At 39.2% G+C, this 22,205-nt stretch carries 17 protein-coding genes; 6 read left to right on the forward strand and 11 right to left on the reverse strand.

Features of this window, described 5'->3' with window-relative positions; all coding sequences use genetic code 11:
- Positions 1–168: 168 nt before the first annotated feature.
- The 5 genes from L3V38_RS12035 to L3V38_RS12055 form a co-directional block, all read right to left on the reverse strand.
- The gene (locus tag L3V38_RS12035; protein WP_237119554.1) at positions 169–1,170 is read right to left on the reverse strand and encodes a family 43 glycosylhydrolase; all 1,002 of its coding nucleotides are present in this window, start codon (positions 1,168–1,170) and stop codon (positions 169–171) included.
- Positions 1,171–1,384: 214 nt separating this feature from the next.
- A complete protein-coding gene (locus L3V38_RS12040; RefSeq protein WP_237119555.1) occupies positions 1,385–4,444 on the reverse strand; it encodes an Ig-like domain-containing protein in 3,060 nt (1,019 codons plus the stop codon).
- Positions 4,445–4,849: 405 nt separating this feature from the next.
- On the reverse strand, positions 4,850–5,827 hold the full coding sequence (locus L3V38_RS12045) for a DNA topoisomerase IB (protein ID WP_237119556.1): 978 nt from the start codon (positions 5,825–5,827) through the stop codon (positions 4,850–4,852).
- Positions 5,828–5,895: 68 nt separating this feature from the next.
- Positions 5,896–7,962, reverse strand: coding sequence for a catalase (locus L3V38_RS12050; RefSeq protein ID WP_237119557.1), 2,067 nt, complete (start codon positions 7,960–7,962; stop codon positions 5,896–5,898).
- Positions 7,963–8,175: 213 nt separating this feature from the next.
- Positions 8,176–9,165, reverse strand: coding sequence for a kelch repeat-containing protein (locus tag L3V38_RS12055; protein ID WP_237119558.1), 990 nt, complete (start codon positions 9,163–9,165; stop codon positions 8,176–8,178).
- A 166-nt stretch (positions 9,166–9,331) separates the two neighbouring features.
- On the opposite strand from L3V38_RS12055, the gene zigA reads away from it, so the two are divergent.
- From zigA to L3V38_RS12070, 3 genes are all read left to right on the forward strand, one after another.
- Positions 9,332–10,528 (forward strand): zinc metallochaperone GTPase ZigA, encoded by a 1,197-nt coding sequence (gene zigA / locus L3V38_RS12060; RefSeq protein WP_237119559.1) that lies wholly within the window; start codon positions 9,332–9,334, stop codon positions 10,526–10,528.
- Positions 10,529–11,197 (forward strand): DUF1826 domain-containing protein, encoded by a 669-nt coding sequence (locus L3V38_RS12065; RefSeq protein ID WP_237119560.1) that lies wholly within the window; start codon positions 10,529–10,531, stop codon positions 11,195–11,197.
- Positions 11,198–11,448: 251 nt separating this feature from the next.
- Positions 11,449–13,149: an immunoglobulin-like domain-containing protein gene (locus L3V38_RS12070; RefSeq protein WP_237119561.1), complete on the forward strand. Its 1,701-nt coding sequence runs from the start codon at positions 11,449–11,451 to the stop codon at positions 13,147–13,149.
- A gap of 52 nt (positions 13,150–13,201) precedes the next feature.
- Here the strand turns inward: L3V38_RS12070 and L3V38_RS12075 are convergent, their stop codons facing one another.
- Complete coding sequence (locus tag L3V38_RS12075; RefSeq protein WP_237119562.1) at positions 13,202–13,921, reverse strand: hypothetical protein; 720 nt, start codon at positions 13,919–13,921, stop codon at positions 13,202–13,204.
- A gap of 210 nt (positions 13,922–14,131) precedes the next feature.
- On the opposite strand from L3V38_RS12075, the gene L3V38_RS12080 reads away from it, so the two are divergent.
- A complete protein-coding gene (locus L3V38_RS12080; RefSeq protein ID WP_237119563.1) occupies positions 14,132–14,440 on the forward strand; it encodes a hypothetical protein in 309 nt (102 codons plus the stop codon).
- Positions 14,441–14,647: 207 nt separating this feature from the next.
- Here L3V38_RS12080 and L3V38_RS12085 read toward each other — a convergent pair whose 3' ends face one another.
- From L3V38_RS12085 to L3V38_RS12095, 3 genes are all read right to left on the reverse strand, one after another.
- Positions 14,648–15,052, reverse strand: a complete 405-nt coding sequence (locus L3V38_RS12085; RefSeq protein WP_130151127.1) for a hypothetical protein — start codon at positions 15,050–15,052, stop codon at positions 14,648–14,650.
- Positions 15,053–15,335: 283 nt separating this feature from the next.
- On the reverse strand, positions 15,336–15,920 hold the full coding sequence (locus tag L3V38_RS12090) for an acyl carrier protein phosphodiesterase (protein ID WP_237119564.1): 585 nt from the start codon (positions 15,918–15,920) through the stop codon (positions 15,336–15,338).
- An 89-nt stretch (positions 15,921–16,009) separates the two neighbouring features.
- On the reverse strand, positions 16,010–16,174 hold the full coding sequence (locus L3V38_RS12095; protein ID WP_237119565.1) for a hypothetical protein: 165 nt from the start codon (positions 16,172–16,174) through the stop codon (positions 16,010–16,012).
- A 134-nt stretch (positions 16,175–16,308) separates the two neighbouring features.
- Between L3V38_RS12095 and L3V38_RS12100 the strand changes: the two genes are divergently transcribed.
- Together L3V38_RS12100 and L3V38_RS12105 are read left to right on the forward strand one after the other, a co-directional pair.
- Positions 16,309–17,064: a hypothetical protein gene (locus L3V38_RS12100; protein WP_237119566.1), complete on the forward strand. Its 756-nt coding sequence runs from the start codon at positions 16,309–16,311 to the stop codon at positions 17,062–17,064.
- A 250-nt stretch (positions 17,065–17,314) separates the two neighbouring features.
- A complete protein-coding gene (locus L3V38_RS12105) occupies positions 17,315–20,017 on the forward strand; it encodes an ATP-binding protein (RefSeq protein WP_237119567.1) in 2,703 nt (900 codons plus the stop codon).
- 115 nt (positions 20,018–20,132) lie between these two features.
- Here the strand turns inward: L3V38_RS12105 and L3V38_RS12110 are convergent, their stop codons facing one another.
- Both L3V38_RS12110 and L3V38_RS12115 read right to left on the reverse strand, forming a co-directional pair.
- Positions 20,133–21,215, reverse strand: a complete 1,083-nt coding sequence (locus tag L3V38_RS12110) for a DUF4785 family protein (RefSeq protein WP_237119568.1) — start codon at positions 21,213–21,215, stop codon at positions 20,133–20,135.
- A 10-nt stretch (positions 21,216–21,225) separates the two neighbouring features.
- Entirely contained in the window at positions 21,226–22,092 is an 867-nt protein-coding gene (locus L3V38_RS12115; RefSeq protein WP_062570395.1) for a hypothetical protein, read from the reverse strand.
- Positions 22,093–22,205: the final 113 nt, after the last annotated feature.

The following is a 22,205-nucleotide window of genomic DNA, read 5'->3' on the forward strand; positions in this document are numbered from 1 at the left end:
CTTAAATTTGTAATATAAAAATACTTAAGAGGTAAAGTCTAAACCATTCGTTCCCAAAATAAAGTATTTTGTTTATTTTATGTAAATAAATTTAACTTTAAGAAAACAGGCTGGGGGGCAGAAATAAAAAAGCCACCTAGAGGTGGCTTGAATTGAAGCTAACATTAATTAATACAATTCGAATAATGGTCGACCATTTTCGTCGTATTTTACTTCCATCACACGGGCATGTCGGTTTGGATCGTAAAGCGGATCTTTTACAATTTCCTCAAGCGGACGTGTATCCGTTTTTGGCACCACACTTGCCTCACCGACTGCATGCTCATAGTCACGGGCATGATAAATACATAATGGTGTTTCGCCATCTTCAGCAACCGTAAAACAGTTATGACCAGGCCCGAAAATTTTCTTTTCAACGCTTGTTTTAAGTATTGGCATGCGTGTTTTAGTCCACGAATTTCGATCAAGTAAATCGCTGTTTTCATCGGCTTCCATATAGCCCATGCAGTAACATGCACCTGTTGCGCTTGCAGAAAAAGTGATAAAAATTTTGCCGTTATTCTTAAGCACTGCAGGGCCTTCGTTTACCCAAAAGTCCACACGCTCCCAATCGTAATCAGGTGTAGTCAGCATAAACTGTGCTGTTTTTAACTTAATTGGTGATTCCATCTCAGCTAAATACAGGTTTGATGCAGCAAATTGGCCGCCGGTTTTCTCTGCCCAACAGAAATAACGTTTGCCATTGTTCTCAAAAACAGTCGCATCCAGTGAGAAGTCTGTAAACGACTTTTCATCACCCTCAGCCGCTTGCATCATACCAAGCTCAACCCATTCATCATTTAGCGGATCTTGACCTTGACACTCAAGCACATACGGGCGTAATGCCCAAATATCGTCTTCTTGGCTGGCTGCAAAATAGATATACCACTTACCATCCAGATAATGAATCTCAGGTGCCCAAATATGGCGACTCATTGGGCCATTGTCATGCTTAAACCAAATATCAAAGGTCTCAGCGTCTTTCAAGCCTTCTAATGTCGCAGATTTACGAAGTTCAATGCGATCATACGTTGGTACAGAACCTGTAAAATAATAAGAACCATCGCTGTGCTTATGCACAAACGGGTCGGCACGCTGTTCGACTAACGGGCTGTTTGTTTGTAATGTCATGTTTAAACCTGATCGTTAATTTTAATTTGTATTATTTTATTACTTTTAGTCAAAAACACAAATATAACATCATTTTTAGCAGACAGTGAGGATAAATGTAAGTTGAATACTAAGGGTTGAGTCAGGCTTTATGCACTCTAAAAAATGCGCTGTACCAATCCAGTCGACACAGCACATATCTAAAGCGTAATTACAGAATACTAAAGTAAACCACTTACATTTGGTATTTTCTTCTTCGTAAAATAGAGAGCACTAACAAAGGTATTAAATAATACATACTACCACCGGAGCCTGAATCTGAACTATTTCCTTTACCAACAACGTTAATCGTCACTGTTTTAGTTTCTGATGTGGCAAACTTATCTGTTACTAGATAACTAAAGTTAACTGAGTGAGAAGACTCACCGACTGGCTTGTACACAAATAGACCTGTATCTTTATCAAAGCTAAGCTCGCCAGAACTAGGATTCGATATGACCTCAAATTCCAACCTATCTGCGTCAGCATCTGTACCAATTAAGCGACCATTAACAACTGTTGAGTAATACGTTTCATAACTTAGATTTGTGGCGATTGGTGATGTATTCGTTAATTCAATAACAACATTCGCAAGCGCAGTCTCTTCAAGCGTATCTTTGGCAGTAAAAGTAATAGAAACTGGCTGCAAAGATTCACCACTCGGGGTATATCTTATTTCACCTGAGTTTTGATCAAGCAACTCGACCTGCCCATGCTGAGGCGCATTCTTCACAGTGAAAATAAGTTGCTCACTATCTGCATCTGAGGCTGGCAAGTTAAGTACCAACGGTGTATTCCAGTGAGTTTTAATCGTCGAATTTTCAACCATTGGAGCTTGGTTAGTTAAGTAAACAGTAAACGTTGCTAGCTCAGAACGTGAACGACCTTTTACTGTATAAAAAGCTAACTCATCTACGCCTACATCACCGTTTGGTGTATAAGTAAACTGTCCTGTTTGACGGTCAGTAAACGTTAATTGTCCTAGACTTGGGCTACTTTCGAATACTACGAAATCAATATCAGCTAACGAAAGATTAACCTCTACAGGCATCAATACGTGTGATGTAGCTTGACTATCATCAGGTTTAACTAACGTCGTTGCTGCTTCATTCGAGAACACTTCTATAGACTTTCCAGAAAGTAATAAATAGTCCACACCTTTATAAGTTGCACTAACGATAGAACTTTGCTGGTTTGCACGCGCTACTTCATATACCAGTTCATTATTATTTAAGTCATATTCTCCAAACTTATCTTCACAACTGAATTGAATGAAGCCTGCACGTGTAGAAACAACATTGTTTAATGAATTGTCACATAGTTTCGCAACTTCTGACATTTCTCCTGATTCTGTCAAAGAGAATAAAAGGCCGTATTCATTTGCTGCATAAAGCGACTTCTCACCATTAATAACAATCCCCTCTAGCGCCTTAAAACTGCTACCTAATGAGTAATTAGTTATACTATTATCAACGTAGTTATATTTAACTAATTGGTTACCGATTAAAGCAAATAGCTCTTTGTTATTTACTTGGGTATCTATGCCTACGACTATGCCAGATACCCCACTCCCAAAATCCTGTAAACGAGGTGAACGCTTAATTAGTTCACCCGTTTGTCCGTTAAAAACTCGTATATATGAGCCTTCGCTTCCGCTGTGAGATGCGCCGTTACCAACAATTAGCTCTAAGAAACCATCTTGGTTAATGTCATAGGCTTCAATCGTTGAAATTTGGTCACCACTTTTAAAAGGAACTGTGTACAGTAAATTTCCATTATCTGGTGAAAATACTTGTATGTTTCCTGTGTAAGTTTCTGAGCCAGCGACGATTAAATAGTTTTTACCATCATTGAATAAATCAGCTGTAACCATATACTGGTAGTCATTCCAGCCATCGGTTAAATCGATATTGGTTAGTAATTGCTCTTTTGTTTCTATATCAATAACTTGAAGTTTATTTGTGCCATTTTCAGAAAAAATAACATCAATCCCACCTTTACCGTCAATATCTGCAAGTCCTAATAAAGACTGCGAATAGGTAAAGATCTTTTGAGACCATTGCTTAGACTTATCTTCAACAGTATGAATGTGGAACCCATCATGACCTGAAGACGTATAACCAGCCCCCCACGCGATATCTGTTTTACCATCAAGATTAAAATCGTCCACCAAAATACTTGAAACACTGTGTTCAGGATTATTGATCTGCCAAAACTCCTGACCAGTACTTAAAGATAAAGCATGAATTTGTCCCCATTGACCATCGCCATATACTAGGTCTTGGACACCATCATTATTAACATCTGCAACTATAATTCTTGAAATGTCTAAATCGCTATTAGCTGTCCACATGATACTGTCTGTGTTTGGACTAATTAGTTCAATCGAATACCAACTATTTCCATTGATAACTTCATCTAAGCCATCTTGGTTTGTATCAACACTCTGTAAATGGATACCTGTTAGTTGAGTATTTAATGTTTTTATATAATCTATTGTATTTTCAGAGATACGATACAACTGGCCATCTTCAAGCATTAATTCGTGAACATTTTGTTCTGTAAACGAGCCAACAACAAACTTGTTACCGTTATACTCAAGCTCTGAAATAACCGAAAGGTCTGATTGGTCTAGTATTAGAATCTGGCTATTGGCAACAGCAATAAGCTCGTCCTGACCGTCATTATTAATATCTCTCGCCAACACTGATTGGCTAGAAAATACTTCCTTCGTACTTTCCGTTTTCATTGTTAGTAAGTTAATTTTTACTATCTGATTCCTCATCACAAGAATTAAATAATATGTATCATCAGCAATGCTTCTTACCAATGCACTATCAATGATGTAATCCTGATAATCGAAATCTTCAACAACTGAATATTGATTATCTTTATACTCAATAATATTAATATTGTTTCGTTGCACTGAAATAATTTGCTTATTACCGTTACCGTACAAATCAACAGAATAAAGACCTTTAAGACCTGTTGAGTTACCCAAAGAGTAACGACGGTATATAGATGTTAATTCTAAGCTTTCATCTGCAAGGGCATTAGATAAGTTTAGCCCAGAAGTTCTATCTAAATTTGGTTGTGAATTGTTTTTATCGCGGCTAGTAAAATAAGTTTTTTCATAGTTAATCTGTTGCGAACTCAAAAGTGTCGCATCACCATATTGGTTATAATACGTAGTATTTTCTGTGGCTAAAAGTGATTGCGAGCAAAACAGCAACGCAAGATATGGTAGCTTGGTCATTTCCCTATCCTAAACAGTATAAAATTATTGTTATGTTCCCGTACTCATATCAAGAGCAAAAAAGAAATTCCCTCTTGTTGAGAAGTGTTCAAAATTAAGTTGCTTAATTGAACAAATTTAAGCGCGCGATTCTCCTTTACTAGGGAATCTAGGTCAATAGCAGGTTTAAAACTATTTATACTTATATCGTTTAATTTACTCTAAATAATTAACCTCCTTATTGATAAAGTAACTTTACCGCTAATTTGGAGGAGTTAACTAAACTAGCGCAGCCATACCTAAACCATCGTATTGACACGATGCTTATTATCTTTATGACGACGCATTATGAGTTATTGGGTTTTACTTCAAGCTTTGGTATCTATAGCTGTATTGCACTGTTCACCATTTAAAACAACGCAGCTGTTACTGTGCTAAAAAAAGTAGTAAGCCACGTTCATACCGGCTCAAGTATTTTGTTTTACGAGGTAACTTAAGTTGTTGTCTTGTACGTACCTGTGTGGCTTCACTTTCTTTGCACAAATCAATCAGCGCAGGATGAACATAAGAATTACGGGCTATCGTTGGCGTGTTACCCAAATGGCTCGATACCGTTTCTAGCATGTCGCACAAGGGGAGCTTTTTCTTAGCATTATAAAAAGCTTCGAATGCTAGAACACTGGCGCGCCATGTTCTAAAGTGTTTAGCGCTAAACTCCTCTCCCATCACTTGCTGAATAAACTGATTAACCTCACGGGAGGTCACGGGAATACATTCACCCCCCTCTTTATATTGAAAGAGATTTTGCCCTGGTAAATCTTGCAACTCTTTAATAATGCTGCTTAAAACACGATCTGTAAGATTAACCTCTCTCACTTTGCCAGATTTAGCTTTATATTCTAAGCGAATATTTTTACCCGTTAATTTAGCGTGGCGATTACGTAACGTTGTTGCACCAAAACTGTTATTTTCTTTCGCGTTTCGTTTTGAGCCTACACGTAATGAACCTAAGTCCATTAATCGAACAACCGCAGCTAATGTCCGTTGATAATCCAGCTCATTACCTTGTAAGTATTCAGATAATTTAGCTCGCAATAAAGGAAGTTTGGTGCCAAAAAGCTCACAGGCCTCAAACTTTTTTAGTTCCTGCTGCTCTCTAAAATCTGGATGATAAAGGTATTGTTTTCTGCCTTTTGTATCATACCCTGTCGCTAAAATATGCCCATTTTCTTCAGGACAAAGCCAAACATCTTTGTAAGCAGGAGGGAATGACAGCGCATTTAAACGCTTAATTTCCTTTTTTGCTGTAATTCGTTTGCCGGTAGGGTCGTAGTAAAGCCAACACTTTGAATGCCGTTTTCGAGTAATTCCAGGCAAATTATCATCAACATAAATCAGTTTCATTACATTTCCTCACTACCTTAAGTAATACAGTCTTTCAAGGCGAGCTAAGCTCGCCTTGAGGTGTGTTTTTATCGTTTCCAATAGCGAAGGTTTTTTAATGTATTTAAAAACTCATCTATCTGACAGGTGCCTAAATCAATGACGCCATCATCTTGGTTTTCAGTAAGTCCAACCGTTTTTAGCAGCTCAACTGAATCCTTGGTATAACCAATAAATTTGTTATGCGAAAACGCATCTGAAACAAAGTCTTTTGCCTCAGGAATTTGACTCAGTTTTTCAGCCCCTTCTTTTGTTGTCAGTAGCGCCACCGCATCATACAAAACCGAAGGACCACCATTAATAACTTGATCGGCACTTAGATGCTCACCAGTCGAGCTTTTCGCACCACCAACTTGAGCGGCAATAACTTCAAAATTTGCACCTTGCTCTTTAAGCGCACAACGCAATGAATCAAATAACTGAGCATCAAAGCCATCACTCACAAGAATACCCAGCTTACGCCCTTTGAATGTATTTAACGCACTTTTTTGAATACTTAGAGCATCAGACACTGGAAGGTCTTGGCGTGTTTCGAGTGCTGCTTCGGCAGGTTCTGGCATTGTTTGTAAGCCCAAGCCAGAGGCCACTAATTTAGCTAATTCGCTATCAATATTAAGTAAATGAGACACGACACGCTCCCTTATCGCTAAATGCTCAACTTTTGAAAGCTCAAAAACCAGCGCATCTTGAATATGTGATTGTTCTACTTGAGTTTGACTTAAATAAAACTGCCTTGCTTGGCTGTAATAATCGCTAAAGGTGTCTGAGCGGTATCTCAGCTTGCCACCTTGTGTGTCTTCATCTGTACTTTTGAAACCATGTGCAGGGCATGCGCGAGGGTTGTTTTCATCACCTTGCCAAGAGTTGGGTTCGTAATTTACTCGCCCTTTAGGATTATGCATCGCCATATGACCATCTTGATGAAAATGATGCATTGGACATTTAGGTGCATTAACAGGAATATGGGTAAAGTTTGGCCCGCCTAAACGCTTTGTTTGCGTATCCAAATAGGAAAAGTTACGACCCTGCAATAATGGATCAGGGGTAAAATCAATGCCAGGTACTATGTTTTGAGTACAAAAAGCAACTTGCTCTGTCTCTGCAAAAAAGTTATCGACAACTCTATCGAGCACCATGCGACCAATAATTTTTACTGGCACCTGTTCTTCAGGTATGAGTTTTGTAGCATCAAAAACATCAAATTCAAATTCATCTGCAAAAGCTTGGTCAAATACTTGTACACCTAGCTCCCATTCTGGAAAGTCGCCATTTTGAATTGATTCCCACATATCACGACGGTGAAAATCAGGATCTGCACCATTAAGTTTTAATGCTTCATTCCACACCACAGACTGCATTCCTGCTTTTGGTTTCCAGTGAAATTTAACGTACTTCTGTTCACCTTTCGCATTAACAAACTTAAATGTATGCACACCAAAGCCTTCCATAAAACGTAATGAGCGTGGAATCGCTCTGTCTGACATTGCCCACATGACCATGTGCATAGACTCAGGCGATAAACTCACAAAATCCCAAAAGTTATCATGCGCCGTTTGTGCTTGCGGAAAACCACGATCAGGCTCGGCTTTGGCACTGTGGATTAAATCTGGGAATTTCATTGCGTCTTGAATGAAAAAAACAGGGATATTATTGCCAACTAAATCCCAATTACCTTCTTTGGTGTAAAATTTTACTGCAAACCCACGCACATCTCGTGCTAAATCGGGTGAGCCCTTATTACCTGCTACAGTCGAAAAACGTGTGAAAACAGGTGTTTTTTCTCCCTTGCGTTGAAAAATATCCGCACACGTAAGATCTTCAAGTGTATCGTATGTTTCAAAGTAACCATGTGCACCATAGCCTCTTGCGTGCACAACTCGCTCTGGAATACGTTCATGATCAAAATGAAACATCTTTTCACGGAAGACGTGATCTTCCATTAATGTTGGACCACGTTTGCCTGCGGTTAAGGAGTTTTGATTATCGCTAACAGGACAACCTTGTGCTGTTGTCATGGTAGGGTGTTGATTGTTCGCAGTTTGGTGAAGCTCGCCACCATGCCCTTTTTGACCTGAATATTTAAATGACTCTGCCATGAGTTTCCCTTTCTTATTTACTCGTTTATATAACATTGCGTAATACACGTGAAAGACTAGTCAGCAAAAAAGAAGCCAACAAAAAATTGACTTATAAACAACAAGTTAAGAAAGGTCGTTACGATATAAAGTAAATAGATTACATAACGTTTGTAATCTTTTCTGACTTGATTTTAATGAGTTAAAACCAAGTCAAAGTCCTACATTTTTGTATTAGCGCTTATTTAATAGCTCATGCGCAGATGTAAGTTCATTGGTTGTTTGTGATAATCCGACAGCCTTTGCGCCGCCTATGAGCCAAATTTGATTATTTAAAGTTACAGCACCTAAGCCATGGCGAGGGGCTAACCACGTTGTCACTTTATGCCATTGCTTTTTAAGTACATCATATTTAAAGATTTTACTATCGACAGTTTGATTATGCTCCCCTCCAAAAATGTAGATCATGTTGTCGATTGCTGCCGCAGCGTGCCCAGCCCTACCTTTTGGCAAGGCTGGATGAGTTAGCCACTGATCTTGCTCTGGCACGTATTCAAGTACATCTTTTAAAGGTTCGCCACCAACGGTTCTGCCGCCAAGCACAAACCAACGGCCATTCACCTGCACAGTTGCCGCACTATTACGTGCAAAGGGTAACGGTGCTGCTTTAGCAAACTCATAATTATTTGGGTTGAACACAAGGTGTTCTGCTTTATCTAAACTATGTTGCCACTGCCCATTTTGTTCATTACTTGGACTGCGGCCACCCACTAAATGCACCTTTCCATCAAGCACTACACCTACTGTTTCACTTAACGCAAAAGGTAAGCGCGCCACCTTTTGCCATGCTTTGGCGCCCTTATCTAGCATTAAAACATCACGGCTATTCGTCCACTGGCCTTGGGTATTAACAAAACCACCAAAGGCAAATAATTTGTTTTCTACTGCAATTAAATAGGTGTGGTGGCGTCCTTCGGGCAAGCTTGGAGCTGATTGCCAAGTTGCATAATCAGGTGACCAAAAGTGCACTTTTTCCGTCATTTTACCCGTTGATGCTGGCAGTTCAGTAGAGATACCGCCAGCAACCCAAATTTGTTTATTCATTACTGTTGGGTAAATTTCTTGTATAGCCTCGGGAAGCTCAGGTGCGAACTCCTCATTTGCCGATAAAGTGTAAGGTAAACAAGTAATAAAAAGCGGTAAGAACAGTTTGGTTAAGCGCATATAAATCCTTATTAAGCAGTCGATTATAAAGCTTAAGTGAGCTGTACCTATAAGTACACTGCCAAATAGTCTAACGAGATCAGGTATAGCTATTTCTAAATGACATGAAATTGATATATTATAACAAAACATTTAGCGTTATTTTATTTACTTAAGGGTCACTAACATGAGCAAACTCCCCGTCACCGTGCTCTCTGGCTTTTTGGGTGCAGGTAAAACCACTGTACTCAGCCATATTTTGAATAACCGTCAAGACAAAAAAGTCGCTGTCATCGTCAATGATATGAGCGAAATAAACATAGATGCGGCGACAGTTAAAAACGATGTGTCGCTTAATCGCGGCGAAGAGAAACTGGTTGAAATGAGTAATGGCTGCATCTGTTGTACTCTGCGTGAAGACCTACTCATAGAAGTACGCGCTTTAGCAGAGACGGGGCAATTTGATTATCTGGTTATCGAATCAACCGGTATTTCAGAACCCCTTCCGGTCGCCGAAACATTTACCTTTGCCGATGAAGATGGCGTATCACTTTCAGATGTGGCTAGACTTGATACCATGGTCACAGTAGTTGATGCCGTAAACTTTCTAAAAGACTTTAACGAAGCCAAGTTTTTGCAAGAAACCGGTGAACACTTAGGTGAAGAAGATGAGCGCAGCGTTGCCGACTTACTGATTGATCAAGTTGAATTTGCCGATGTAATTTTGATTAGTAAAACCGATTTAATTAACGCAGATGAGCTTGAAAGTTTAAAAGCCATTTTAAGCTCATTAAATACCTCCGCAGAGCTTATTGCCATTGAAAATGGCCAAATTGATATCAATGAAATTTTAGGCACGGGCTTGTTTAATTTTGAAAAAGCACAACAAGCACCAGGCTGGTTAAAAGAGCTGCGCGGTGAGCATATCCCAGAAACCGAAGAATACGGTATTAGTAGCTTTACCTATGAGGCTAGGCGTCCTTTTCACCCCGAGAAATTTTATAACTTTATTCATAATAATCAACGCGAAGGCAAACTACTCCGTTCAAAAGGCTATTTCTGGCTAGCCTCTCGACCACAGTTTGCTTGTCAATGGAACCAAGCTGGCGGTATTGCACGTTATGGTTTTGGCGGGATATTTTGGAAGGCCTTACCAAAAGATCAGTGGCCAACCGACAACGATTACCTAAATTCAATTAACCAAGTTTGGCAAGAACCCTTTGGCGATATGCGTCAAGAACTGGTTTTTATTGGTCAAAACCTCAATCAAGCAGGAATCACACGCGCACTCGACAACTGCTTGCTTAGCGATGATGAACTGCTAGCAGGAAAAGAGCTTTGGCAAACACTACCCGATCCATTTCCAATTTGGGAGGAAGCATAAATGACAGCCCACGCATTTGAACATGATCCTGATAACCTACCAGCAGAGGCAGCAATAGCATTGAGCCCAGTGGTATTTTCACAAATCTATAAACCCGAGCATAACATCGCGATTTGGCAGCGTAGCTTATCACAGCAGCTGCAAACTGAAGTAACCGAGACTGTTGCAACATTTGCAGATCTCAGTATTAACGCTGTAATCAATCAAAACGCGATTGCGTCAGACATTGATAAAGCACTCGAAAAACTACCTCAAGCAGAAGCGCTTAAAGCCGACCTTGCTCAGCTGGTTGATATGTTTTGCTATTTATTTGAGCTTAATCGTGTGGGTTTAAGGCTAAAAGTACTTGAGCGGGCTATGTGTCCACGCTTTCATGTTGATCGTGTTCCTTGTCGATTAGTGAGTACCTATAGCGGTAGTGGCTCTGAATGGCTACAGAATAGCGGACTCGACCGTAGTAAACTTGGCGCAGGAAACCAAGGTTTAAGTGATCAGGAATCTGGTTTAATTGCCCCACACACAAAAGTGCAATCATTAACTGTCGGTGATGTTGCCTTATTAAAAGGAGAAACATGGCAAGGCAATGAAGGTTTAGGCCTTGTACATCGCTCGCCACAGGTTGCAACTGGGGAAAAGCGCTTACTACTCACATTAGATTTTATTGCCTAATTAAACCTCAAACCAAACACAATAATGCGCCTGTATTGATATAGGCGCTAAAAATAACACCTTTAATTCCAAACATAAAAAGTTAATTAAACGCTTATCAAGCTGCTTGTTATTCACATTAAATTCACATCAAGAGAGATAACTTAACACTGAATATTGTACCCAATAACGGTTCAAAGTTCAGTTTAATCAACTAAACGCACGTATGCTTTTAGTAGGAAAGTAACTTTTTATTAAAGGAATTAAACAACATGATTAGAATAACCCAAAACCTGTTTGCAATGACTGCAATAAGCGTATCTGTACTCTCAATACTCCCAGCAAATGCAAATGATGGTAACCTAATGGTCAATCAACAAAGTGGCGTTGTCGTCGGTTATTGGCACAATTGGTGTGATGGTGCAGGCTATAAAGGCGGTAAGGCACCTTGTGTTAGCTTAAAACAAGTTAATAGCCAATATAACGTGGTTAATGTCTCATTTATGAAAGTATTTGATGTAGCAGAAGGCCGCATTCCCACTTTTCGCTTAGATCCAAACATAGGTTTATCAGAACAAGCGTTTATTAATGAAATTAGTGAATTAAACCGCCAAGGGCGTAGCGTATTACTCGCTTTAGGTGGTGCCGATGCCCATATAGAGTTACAACAGGGTGATGAACGCGCTTTTGCCGACGAAATAATTCGCCTTACCGATAAATTTGGCTTTGACGGACTCGATATTGATCTTGAGCAAGCAGCCGTGACAGCAGCTGATAATCAAACCGTTATACCTGCCGCACTTCGCTTGGTAAAAGATCATTACAAAGCGCAAGGTAAAAACTTTTTGATTACCATGACTCCAGAATTTCCTTATCTTAGACAAGGGGGTAAGTACATTCCTTATATTACCGCACTTGCAGGATATTATGACTGGATAAACCCGCAGTTTTACAATCAAGGCGGTGACGGTGTTTTTGTTGATGGTGTAGGTTGGGTTGCCCAAACAAATGAATCTTTAAAGCAAGAGTTTATCTACTATATGGCTGACTCTTTAGCAAATGGTACTCGCGGCTTTCATAAAATCCCGAATGATAAACTCGTGTTTGGTATTCCTGCCAATATGGATGCAGCAGCATCTGGGTTTATTCAAAATCCTGAAAACCTCTACAATGCATTTAATCAATTAACACAGCAAGGACAACCGCTTAAAGGCGTGATGACTTGGTCTATCAATTGGGACATGGGGACGAATGCCGCAGGTACAATGTATAACAACACGTTTATAAAAAACTATGGCCCCTTTATTCATGGTCAAATTATTGAACCACCAAAAAATGCACCTGTACTGAGTGGTATCACTGACGCAAGAGTTCGCCAAGGAGCCTCATTTGACGAGCTAGCAAATGTAAGCGCCATCGATAAAGAAGACAATAACCTCACCAGTAGTATTGTCGTCACGGGTAGTGTCGATACATCAACTCTCGGACAATATATTCTCGTTTATACTGTTAAAGATTCTGCGGGTAACGAAAGTAAAGAAAGCCGCAAAGTCGAGGTGTTTAGTGATAAGCCTTTATTCAGTGGGGTCAACAACGTGAAGCTTGCCCTAGGTAGTACTTTTGACCCAATGGCAGGTGTCACAGCAAATGACACTGAGGACGGTGATTTAACAGCTAATGTCTCGGTTTCAGGTCATGTTGATAACTCAAGAGTTGGTCAATACACCCTTACCTATTCAGTATCTGACAGTGCTTCACAAACCTCAACAGCAGTAAGAACTATCACAATTTCTGATAGCACACTATGTGCAAGCCAATGGAATAAAGACACAGTCTATATAGCAAACCAACTAGTAAACTATGAAGGAAATATTTATAGAGCCGGTTGGTGGACTAAAGGTGAACAACCGACTACCTCAGATCAATGGGGCGTTTGGAAACTTGCTAATGATGCTTGTCAATTAGCAAACTAATACGATTATTAAAGCTCACAGAACGTCTGTAATGTGAGCTTTGACATACACTCTATTTCAAATTAAAAAAAAGCATACTAAGTGAACTCGCAATTGCCGAAAGAGCACACATGCGAAGCAGTAAAATTGAAACATTGCCTGCTCCACCCGCTAGCGTCCCCCTAAAACTAAGCGGGTAATCATGGAAAACCATTAAGTATAAAACGTTAAATAGCCCTACCCGCATCCCGTCAATTTCAAACGTATCGCCATTTTTTAAGTGGATTTCACAAACATGCAAACTTGGTAGCCTCCTGTGTGCTTCACCAAACTTCCGCCTGTGCTTAAGATCCATTGTATAATTAAATATCACCTCTGCAATGTCGTCTCTAGCAATTGTGACTGTACGATTTGTGTGCTTTTTAAACGTCAATTTATCAATTTTAAGCTCATTCTTGCTTATGCTCATTGCCCATTTAAAGCCAAAGCCATACTTCTTATAAGTCATGATGCGTTTTGTGATAAACACAGCTAAAAAACTGCCAAGACAAATCAAAAAAGCCAACCAAGGGAGCACTGCATCTTTTAAATAAAAGGCCGAAAGCGAAATAGCGAATACCATAAATGCAAACAGAACTTCTGCCCTGCCAGATAAAACCGCAAGGCCTGGTAATGTCTCTAACTCAGTTATTGAATCCTCGGTTAATGACGACTTCCCTTTAAAAGCGGCGTATCGAAACCAGTTTTTGTCATTTAAATCTAATTCAAGTGAGTGCTTGGCCATCGACCCCATAAAAATTCCTTTTTATATTAAAACTTGTAATAAGTAACTTATTGCTATTTAAAGATTTTATACCTGAACCAGCACTATGAGTAAACATAAAACGAACCTCGCTCAAAACTAAAATGCCATCAAATAAAAAATCTATGGTAAATTGCACGCAATCATTAGAAGTGGCTACTTTTAATGATTTAAATTTTGTTGATGAATACAAGGCACCCAATGAAAACACTCTCGAAAGTACAACAAAAGCAACAGGCACTGGTTCTTAATGTTGCCGACGCCCTTGAAGAGCAAGGCCGCGCTGAACTTGAAGGTATGCTGCAATGCTGGTTTGATGTTGAATATCACTTATTCCCAGGCTCTTTACTTTTGTGCTTTCAGTTTGAAAACCAGCAAACATTAGATGCAGCAAGCCCTGAGCTGTTGAAATGGCAGAAACGCTTGAGTGCAGCAATGCTGAAAAAAGGCGTGATTCTAAAAGACATGCGCAGGCACTTAGTGTTTACCTTAAAAGGCCCTGATGATTAACTTTGTCTATCGACAAGCAGCTGTTTTAATACCATATATGGTATAACTTGAGCCTATAATTAAAAAGGTGTGAACTTAAGTAAAGCTCACACCTTTAAATAAACGATTTAACCACACCAGTAGATAAAATTTTATTTTTAATACGTCATTTCATTTATCAACAGTGTTAAACCCTTTTTATTACAACATCAGCTAGTTAAAACTAGCCTAGAAATACAGATGTTCTACTATTTCACCAGCAATTTTAACTTCGCATTTATCGCCACTTTTTGACGTTGCGCTCTGTACTGCACCGGCAACAATACCGAAAACACCACCATCACGACTTAACACTGAACCAAAGTAGCAATAACTTGAAATATCAAGCTCTTGATAATCTGCGTTTAAATTTAATGTTGGTGTGTAAGGAGGAAAACGCCCTTTCATCACAGGATCGCCGTTTACAGTCAGCGCTAATTCATTACGACTTTTATCATACTGACCGCCAAAAGTAAGTGTTTTTCCTTGATAAGAAACTGTTTTATCTTGCGCTTGAATTGGTGGAGTCGAGCCACAGCCTACTAAAACCGATGTCGAAATTGCAATTAACGCAACAGTTACTTTTTTAAACATTATTAAATTCCTTGTTAAATATATTACGAAAAAACAATACTAAATAAGGCTTAATGCTTCAACTGTATTAATTTAAATCGCACATGAAATATATAGAATCAAATAATTATCAAACATCAAACCGAGCGAAAGAATAAAATAAGTAAAAATTAAACTTAACTTAAAATATATTATAAATAGTACAAAGAAAAACACAGCGCATTAATTATTCTGTTTTTATAAACAAAATACCAATACTTGCTTAGTTAAACAGTAAAGGCATATCACTATTAATTACAACTTTTCATCTTTCAAGATTGTGTATCTTCACATGCTCAACTAACTCTGGAAAAAATGCTAAAAAAACGGCATCTAATTCATGGTAATGACGGGTAATATCCTCAGCAGCCCCTGAAAAGTTATTACTAAAACGAATACGCCTTGCGATATTATCAAGCGCAAGCCCTACTCCAGCGACCGTTTCATACTCTTTGAACCAGTCATTATTGGTCATACTCGTGACAACTTGTTGCATACGTGAGGGCATCAAGGCCTGACGTGCATTTAACAGCCCATAACTTTGGTGTTTGAAATCTGCTAATGGCTGGTCGTTAAAACGATGCCAATGCTGAATAAGAAAGTGATCAAAAACCACGTCAATGGCAACACTGGCAAAACGCTTACGCTGTGGTGAAAAGAAGTGTTTAGCTTCTTTTACTAAAGGATGTGCATCGGTAAATCGGTCTACTAAATAGTGATTTTCAAGCGCATTTTTGACTGTTACGGGCAAACCGTTTACATGTCTACGCCCGCCAAAATCCCCCAGCAAATTACCAAAATGTGAATCTGCTGTCGATTTTGCAAAATAAAGGTGAGCTAAGTAGTTCAAAGTCCTCTCGTTTACGTGAGAATATTTAAGATGTATTTAACACCTATAAAAATACAATACTATACACATCATTTAATTAAAAAATTACCTTAATCACAGCGCCAGTTATTTAACTGATTTACAAGAAACTCATCAATGTGTTTAGAAACAGGGATACGAGTGTTTTCCAAATCAAACGTTAATACAATATCATCCACTTTCAGTTGCCTTGTAAAGCTAAAGCCTTCTTTCTTTTCTCCACGACCATCAAACACATTCCTCCAAAACTAATAGCTGTTGTCGAGTACAGCTTGACTTCATATGAAGAGAAGTTTAGGGTTAGCGTGAACCATATGGATTGGTACGTTTTTAGATTAATCGCAAATTTATAAAACAATAAGGAAATTATATGCCTAACTTCAAACTTTTAATTCTATCTATCATACTTTACCTATTTACATACTCTGCCCCTGTACTAAGTAACGATAAATTAATCTTTTTTTACGAAAATAGGTATGGAGAGGAAATACAGGTTTCTGCTTCCGACTCTGCTATGGGAGAAATAGATTACACATTCATTATTCCTGACGATATAGAGCCTGAAGAGGCCTTTTATGACTATGTTGTTTCAACATTATCTCAACAAAATTACATATATACTCAAAATGGAGCTCCTTGTCCTACATGCAATGTAGCTCACTTTGTGGGCTCTGGAAGCAATAGCGATGTAAGCTCATCTGTACCACTTGTAAGAGAACAAGTCTCTGGCCGAAAAAATATAGCAAACAAATTTATCGAAGGCATCGCAACCCAGTTAGGGACCCGCTCCGTCAACGAAATATTTGATAAAGCAAAGGATCAGAAGACAAAAGAAAGCCCAATAAAATTTGTTGTAAACTCTAGAAATGGAGTTGCAATGTCGGTCTGTGAAATTACAGCATCTGGTTGTGAGGATATGCCGGAAGTTGTTGTTTTAAGTCTCGCTAACAATAAATTAGTTTTTGAAATTGAAAAAGGCAATGATTTAAACTATTGGGAAAGAACTCAAAAAATCCACAATGCTATTGTTAATTACAGTAGAGCCAAAAAGTATACTTGCCGGATAACTTTTACTGGCGATAAAGATGACCTTAAAAGTCAAATAACTTGTTTCCCCTCTTATTGATTACCCCTTATTTAATGCGTTACAAACAATGTAACGCATTAAGTAATAAATAATTTTTACTAAAATCCATAGTATATAAATATGACTTCATTTAGGCGATTACAAAAGCGGATGTAACACTTTTTACGAACGAACCTTGTATAATCTATGCCGATACCTAGCATCAGCCTCCCCTTCAGAAACACTGTTAACCCACAAGTTTTATGTTATAAATTACCAGCAAACTGACTTTTAAAAATGGAATTTAATCTTGAACGTTCAAAATATCCTTTCTTATTACCGAGATTGCTATAAAGAAGATAGCGCAGACCTTAATTTATGGAATCTCAATAAGTTAAAAAAGGAAGATAGTTTCGTTCTCGAAGGAAAAGATGAGCTGGGCTCAGGCTTTTTACCTCGGCTTCCATTGCCTAGCGAATTTGCCGAGCAAATGGTTAAACGTGTTGAAATATATCAACGCGAGCGGGTTTTGCTTTATGTCAGGTTTATTGTCGTTGGTAAATTAGAAATAAAAGGTGAAATGAAATCGGTTGTTTCCCCTATTTTATTCAACGAAGCAAGCATAGAAAAAGACGGTGAGGATTATTACTTTTCAACTAATAACCCAGTGCCTGAAGTCAATGAATCGTTGATTCAACTACTGATGCCTGAGGAAGACTCAGTTCACCACATTACCAACTCTGTAGATATTCAATCACCTCATTATTGGACTTCACTACTCAAAGGCAGTCCTATTGAGCTTAACCTACTTGAGTTACTTAACTATCCCGAGCTTACAGATGCAGACGCCATTCAGCGTGCTTTAAAAAGAAAAACAGCCTCGTTATTACCGGTATCTATGCTTACCTTTGTTGAGCGCTCAAGAAGCTCTCGCGGTATACTCCATGAGTTAGAAGAAATTACAGCTTCAGACACATTGCCTGCCCCACTGGCTAGTCTGTTTACCCATACAAATACAACTAGTAACGCAGCACAACTAAAATTTAATTACTTGCCAGGATTACTCTCCTCTTCGCAGAAAAAAGTGATTGAAATTGCTGCTAATAGCTCATTAGGGTGTGTATCTGGCCCGCCTGGAACAGGAAAAAGCTACACTATAGCCGCTGTTGCTGCTGAGCACATAGCAAGGGGTCAGTCAGTGCTTGTTGTCGCAAATAATGATGCGGCTTTAGATGTCATTGCCAGTAAACTCGATGATAACTTTAACTTAAGTGATATCTCTATAAGAGCGGGTCAAAACGCATTTTTATCGAAGCTGAAAGATTACTTAGAATCTTTGCTTGCAGGCTATTTTTCAAATGAATTAAATAAAGAGCCCAATGAGTGTGAGCAAGAGCTTACACAGCTCAACAGCCAATTAAATACGCTAGAACTACGCTTCCTTAAGTTTTGTGAAAAAGCGATTATCAGAGGGCTGCGGTTAAAAAATATTGAAGACAAATCGCCTCAATGGATAAAACGCCTTTACTTAACTTTAGTGAAAAGCAAAATTCAACAACTAACAAAGCAGTGGTCAGCCTTAGATGAAATAAACACGCAACATATGCAAAGAGAGTTACTCGCGAGTAACTATTTAAATGCACTGAAACTCAAAAACCTTAAAACACTTGTAGAAACACAGCGCCAATCTCTGCAAGCCTTCAATAAAGCAATACGTAGCCGCACATCAAAACGACAGTTCGAGTTATTTGATAATATTGAGTACAGTGCGCTTTTGTCTGCATTTCCGGTGTGGTTAGTGAGCTTAAATACCTTACACCGTGTTCTGCCACTAAAAGCAGAAATGTTTGATCTTGTTATTATTGATGAAGCAACCCAATGTAATATTAGTAGCTGTATTCCTGCCCTTTATCGCGCTAAAAGAGCACTTATCGTAGGCGATACTAAACAATTAAGACACTACTCTTTTTTGGCAAAACATAAAGAAACACAATTTAAAACACAGCATAACTTATCTCATAATAGCCAAGGTATTGTAAGTTATCGTGATAACTCAATTTTAGATTTAGCACTGAGCTCAATTAATCGCCAAGCAAACATTGCGTTTCTTGATGAACACTTTAGAAGTAAGCCAGAGCTTATTCACTTTAGTAACCAGTACTTTTATCAAAATAAATTAAAAGTAATGCAACATAAGCCCTGTACCAGCAGTGGCTATTTACATGTAAAACGCATTAACGGCACCAGAAATAAAACAGGGGTAAATCATCAAGAAACCTTGAGTGTTATAGAGTTTATAAAAACACAAATACAGGAAGATGAAAAAACGGGGGTTAACCATAGCATAGGGGTAATTTCACCGTTTAGGCAACAAGCCGACGACATAGCTAAAGAAATAGCCACAACCTTTAGTGAATCGGAGATAACAAAACATAAAATACGTGCCGCTACCCCGTTTGGCTTTCAGGGCGAAGAAAGAGATATAATGTTGATCTCTTTTTCACTCGACAATGAATCTAAACGAGCCGCAGCCTATTTAAATAAAGCTGATGTTTTTAACGTCACAATCACCCGAGCACGCCAACTACAAGTGCTATTTTTATCGGTTGATGAAACCCAACTTCCCAAACAAAATTTATTACAAAAGTACCTTACAAGCATCAGTGAATTTGAAGCTAAACACTCTATTCAAAACCAACTTGATCAATTTCAGCATGAGGTGATCAATGAACTGAATAAACGAGCCATTGAAACATGGCCTGGTTACACAATAGCAGGTACAGAAGTTGATATTTTATGTCGTCACAATGGCCGCTACTTAGCGGTTGATCTCATTGGTTTTCCTGGCCCTTGGGCCACATTTTTTGAGCTAAACACCTATAAACGATTCAAACGTGCCGGCATTGAGATGCTACCCATAAGTTACGGACTGTGGGTTGTAGACAAACACGCATGTATTGAAAAAATAGTAAACACAATGACAGAAAAACCCGTTTTGGCGAATAACGAATAAATCCATTACCACCGTATTCATACAAGCTAAATAACTCCCTAAAGCGGCTAAAAATAATCCCTAAAAAGTCGGAGGTTGTACTACAACCTCCAACCCATTGCATATTGCTTGGCCTTTATTCTCCTGCAAACTTTAACATTCGCGTTTGATCGGTAAGTTCAATATCCACCAACTCGAATGGTGCTTTGGCAGCTCTAGCCACAGAAAACGGCATCATAAAGTTATCTTGACCATTAATCTGCTTTGCAACCTCAACCGTCGCAAGCTTTACGCGTTTACCTTTATCGCCCATGCCTGTTAACGTTGCGCGAATCGCGTAGCGGCCAGCATCGGTTACTTGCACAGGTACCTGAGCTTGGAATTGGTTATTACCAAGTGCTGTCACTTTCGCGTTATCCATAGTGATGGTTTGCGAACTGTGCACAAACGGCATTTTTATAGAGCGTTTCACTATTTGCCCATTTACCACCGCTTTAACACTTGCCTCAAGTTCATAGTAACCATTTACGGCACCTAGGGTTTCAAGTGGGTATTTAAGCACCGCTTCACCATTTTCATAACGCACATCAAGCTGTTCGCCTTCAGGGCTGTATAAACTTAGTTTCACCTGCTTATCTTTAAAGCGCTTTTGACCCATACTTAGCTGTATGCCTAAACGTTGCTGCTGATCCTTCATCTTAAACTGTGTTTTAGCATGTAAGGCGTTGCGTGAGCCTTTTTCAATTACATGTACTAAATAAGTGTCGCTGTCGTTTAGGGCTTGGCTTGTTTTTAACATTGCCTTAGCACCTACCTGACCAAGCCTAAGCCCTACACTACCGTCATTAAATCCAGCATTTTGCATTTTTTGCTGTGACGCAACGGCTTGTATTGATAACGGCTGGGAGTTTGCATCTTTAATTGATAACTTATCGAGCTGTAAATCATCAGGTTTAAACACCTCACCACTATCAAAGCGTGCTTTTGGCGCGATACGAATAAAATTATCAACTTGGTTTACATACAGTGGCACACCGCGCTTAAGCTCTTTGCCCGAAACCTTCTGCCAATACTCAACGCTATCTTTTTCAAGCATTTGTAACTGCACCGCAGATGAAGATTGCACCTGAGGAAATTGATAAACCGTTTGCTCATTAGCATACGTCGCAGTGCTTACAAGCATCATTGCAGCACAAAGTGTGGTTAACTTATTAATCATGGCTTAGCTCCTAAATTCGATTTTTAAGTATGTTTGGTAAGCCAAAACAATTGCGACGACTTTGCTGATGGCTCAAAGGCTCGCTACCTTGAGTTCGCGATTTATCGGTAAACCACACCACCCCAGCTAACGACTGAGAACTGCAATTTAAAAAGCCATCTGAGCAGCTGTCTAACCAGTTTTGTGTTACTTCAAGACCCACTTGATTTTGGTAGCCACCACAATAACTGTCGCTGTCCCATACCGCTGATTCAACATCACTGCCTACTACAGTTTCGAATCGAGACGGTAAGCTTGGGCGGTTCGGTGTACCGTATAGCCACTGTGCGTTATACGACGCCATCCAAGACACCTGTTGTTGCTTAACCGCATCGTTGCCATAACCTAACAGCCAACCCAAGCTTTGCTCGAACGAATTACCTGCAATAACCGCATCAGCCAAAGGCGTGCCACCACTTGAAGGAGCCAGAGCAATAGTACGCGTGACTTTGCTAATGATATTTGGATAACGGCTATCCCATGTTGGGTTAGATAAAATCCAACGCACCACATTACCGCCGTTAGAATGAGTGATCAGAGTTAAATCGGTGATGTTTTTATTATTGATAAATGTAGTAAGCTGCCCCGCTAAACAGCCAGATGCCGCATCTGCCCACATATACTGCTCAAAATCACAATTAATGACTGTGTAATTACTGCTATTGGGTAAACCTTGACGAACCGTGTCGACAAAGCTACCTGTCCAATAGTCATTATACGCATCGCTTTGCTGGCCTGTACCGTGCACAAACGCGACTCCTTGCGCAGCAAAAGCACTGTGGCTGATACCCGCTGCCAACACTAAAGCTGGCACTAGTGAGAGTGTTTTTATTTTCATGTGTGTTCCTGTTGATTGTAGTTTTATCTATCAGGTTGGAGGAGTGACCTCCGACCAAAAACATAGACCAAACAGGTACGAAAGCAAGAAAATATTTACATTAATTTAACCTT

The organism is Pseudoalteromonas sp. L1 (genome assembly GCF_021728095.1).
In the GTDB taxonomy this organism is placed as follows: Bacteria; Pseudomonadota; Gammaproteobacteria; order Enterobacterales; family Alteromonadaceae; genus Pseudoalteromonas.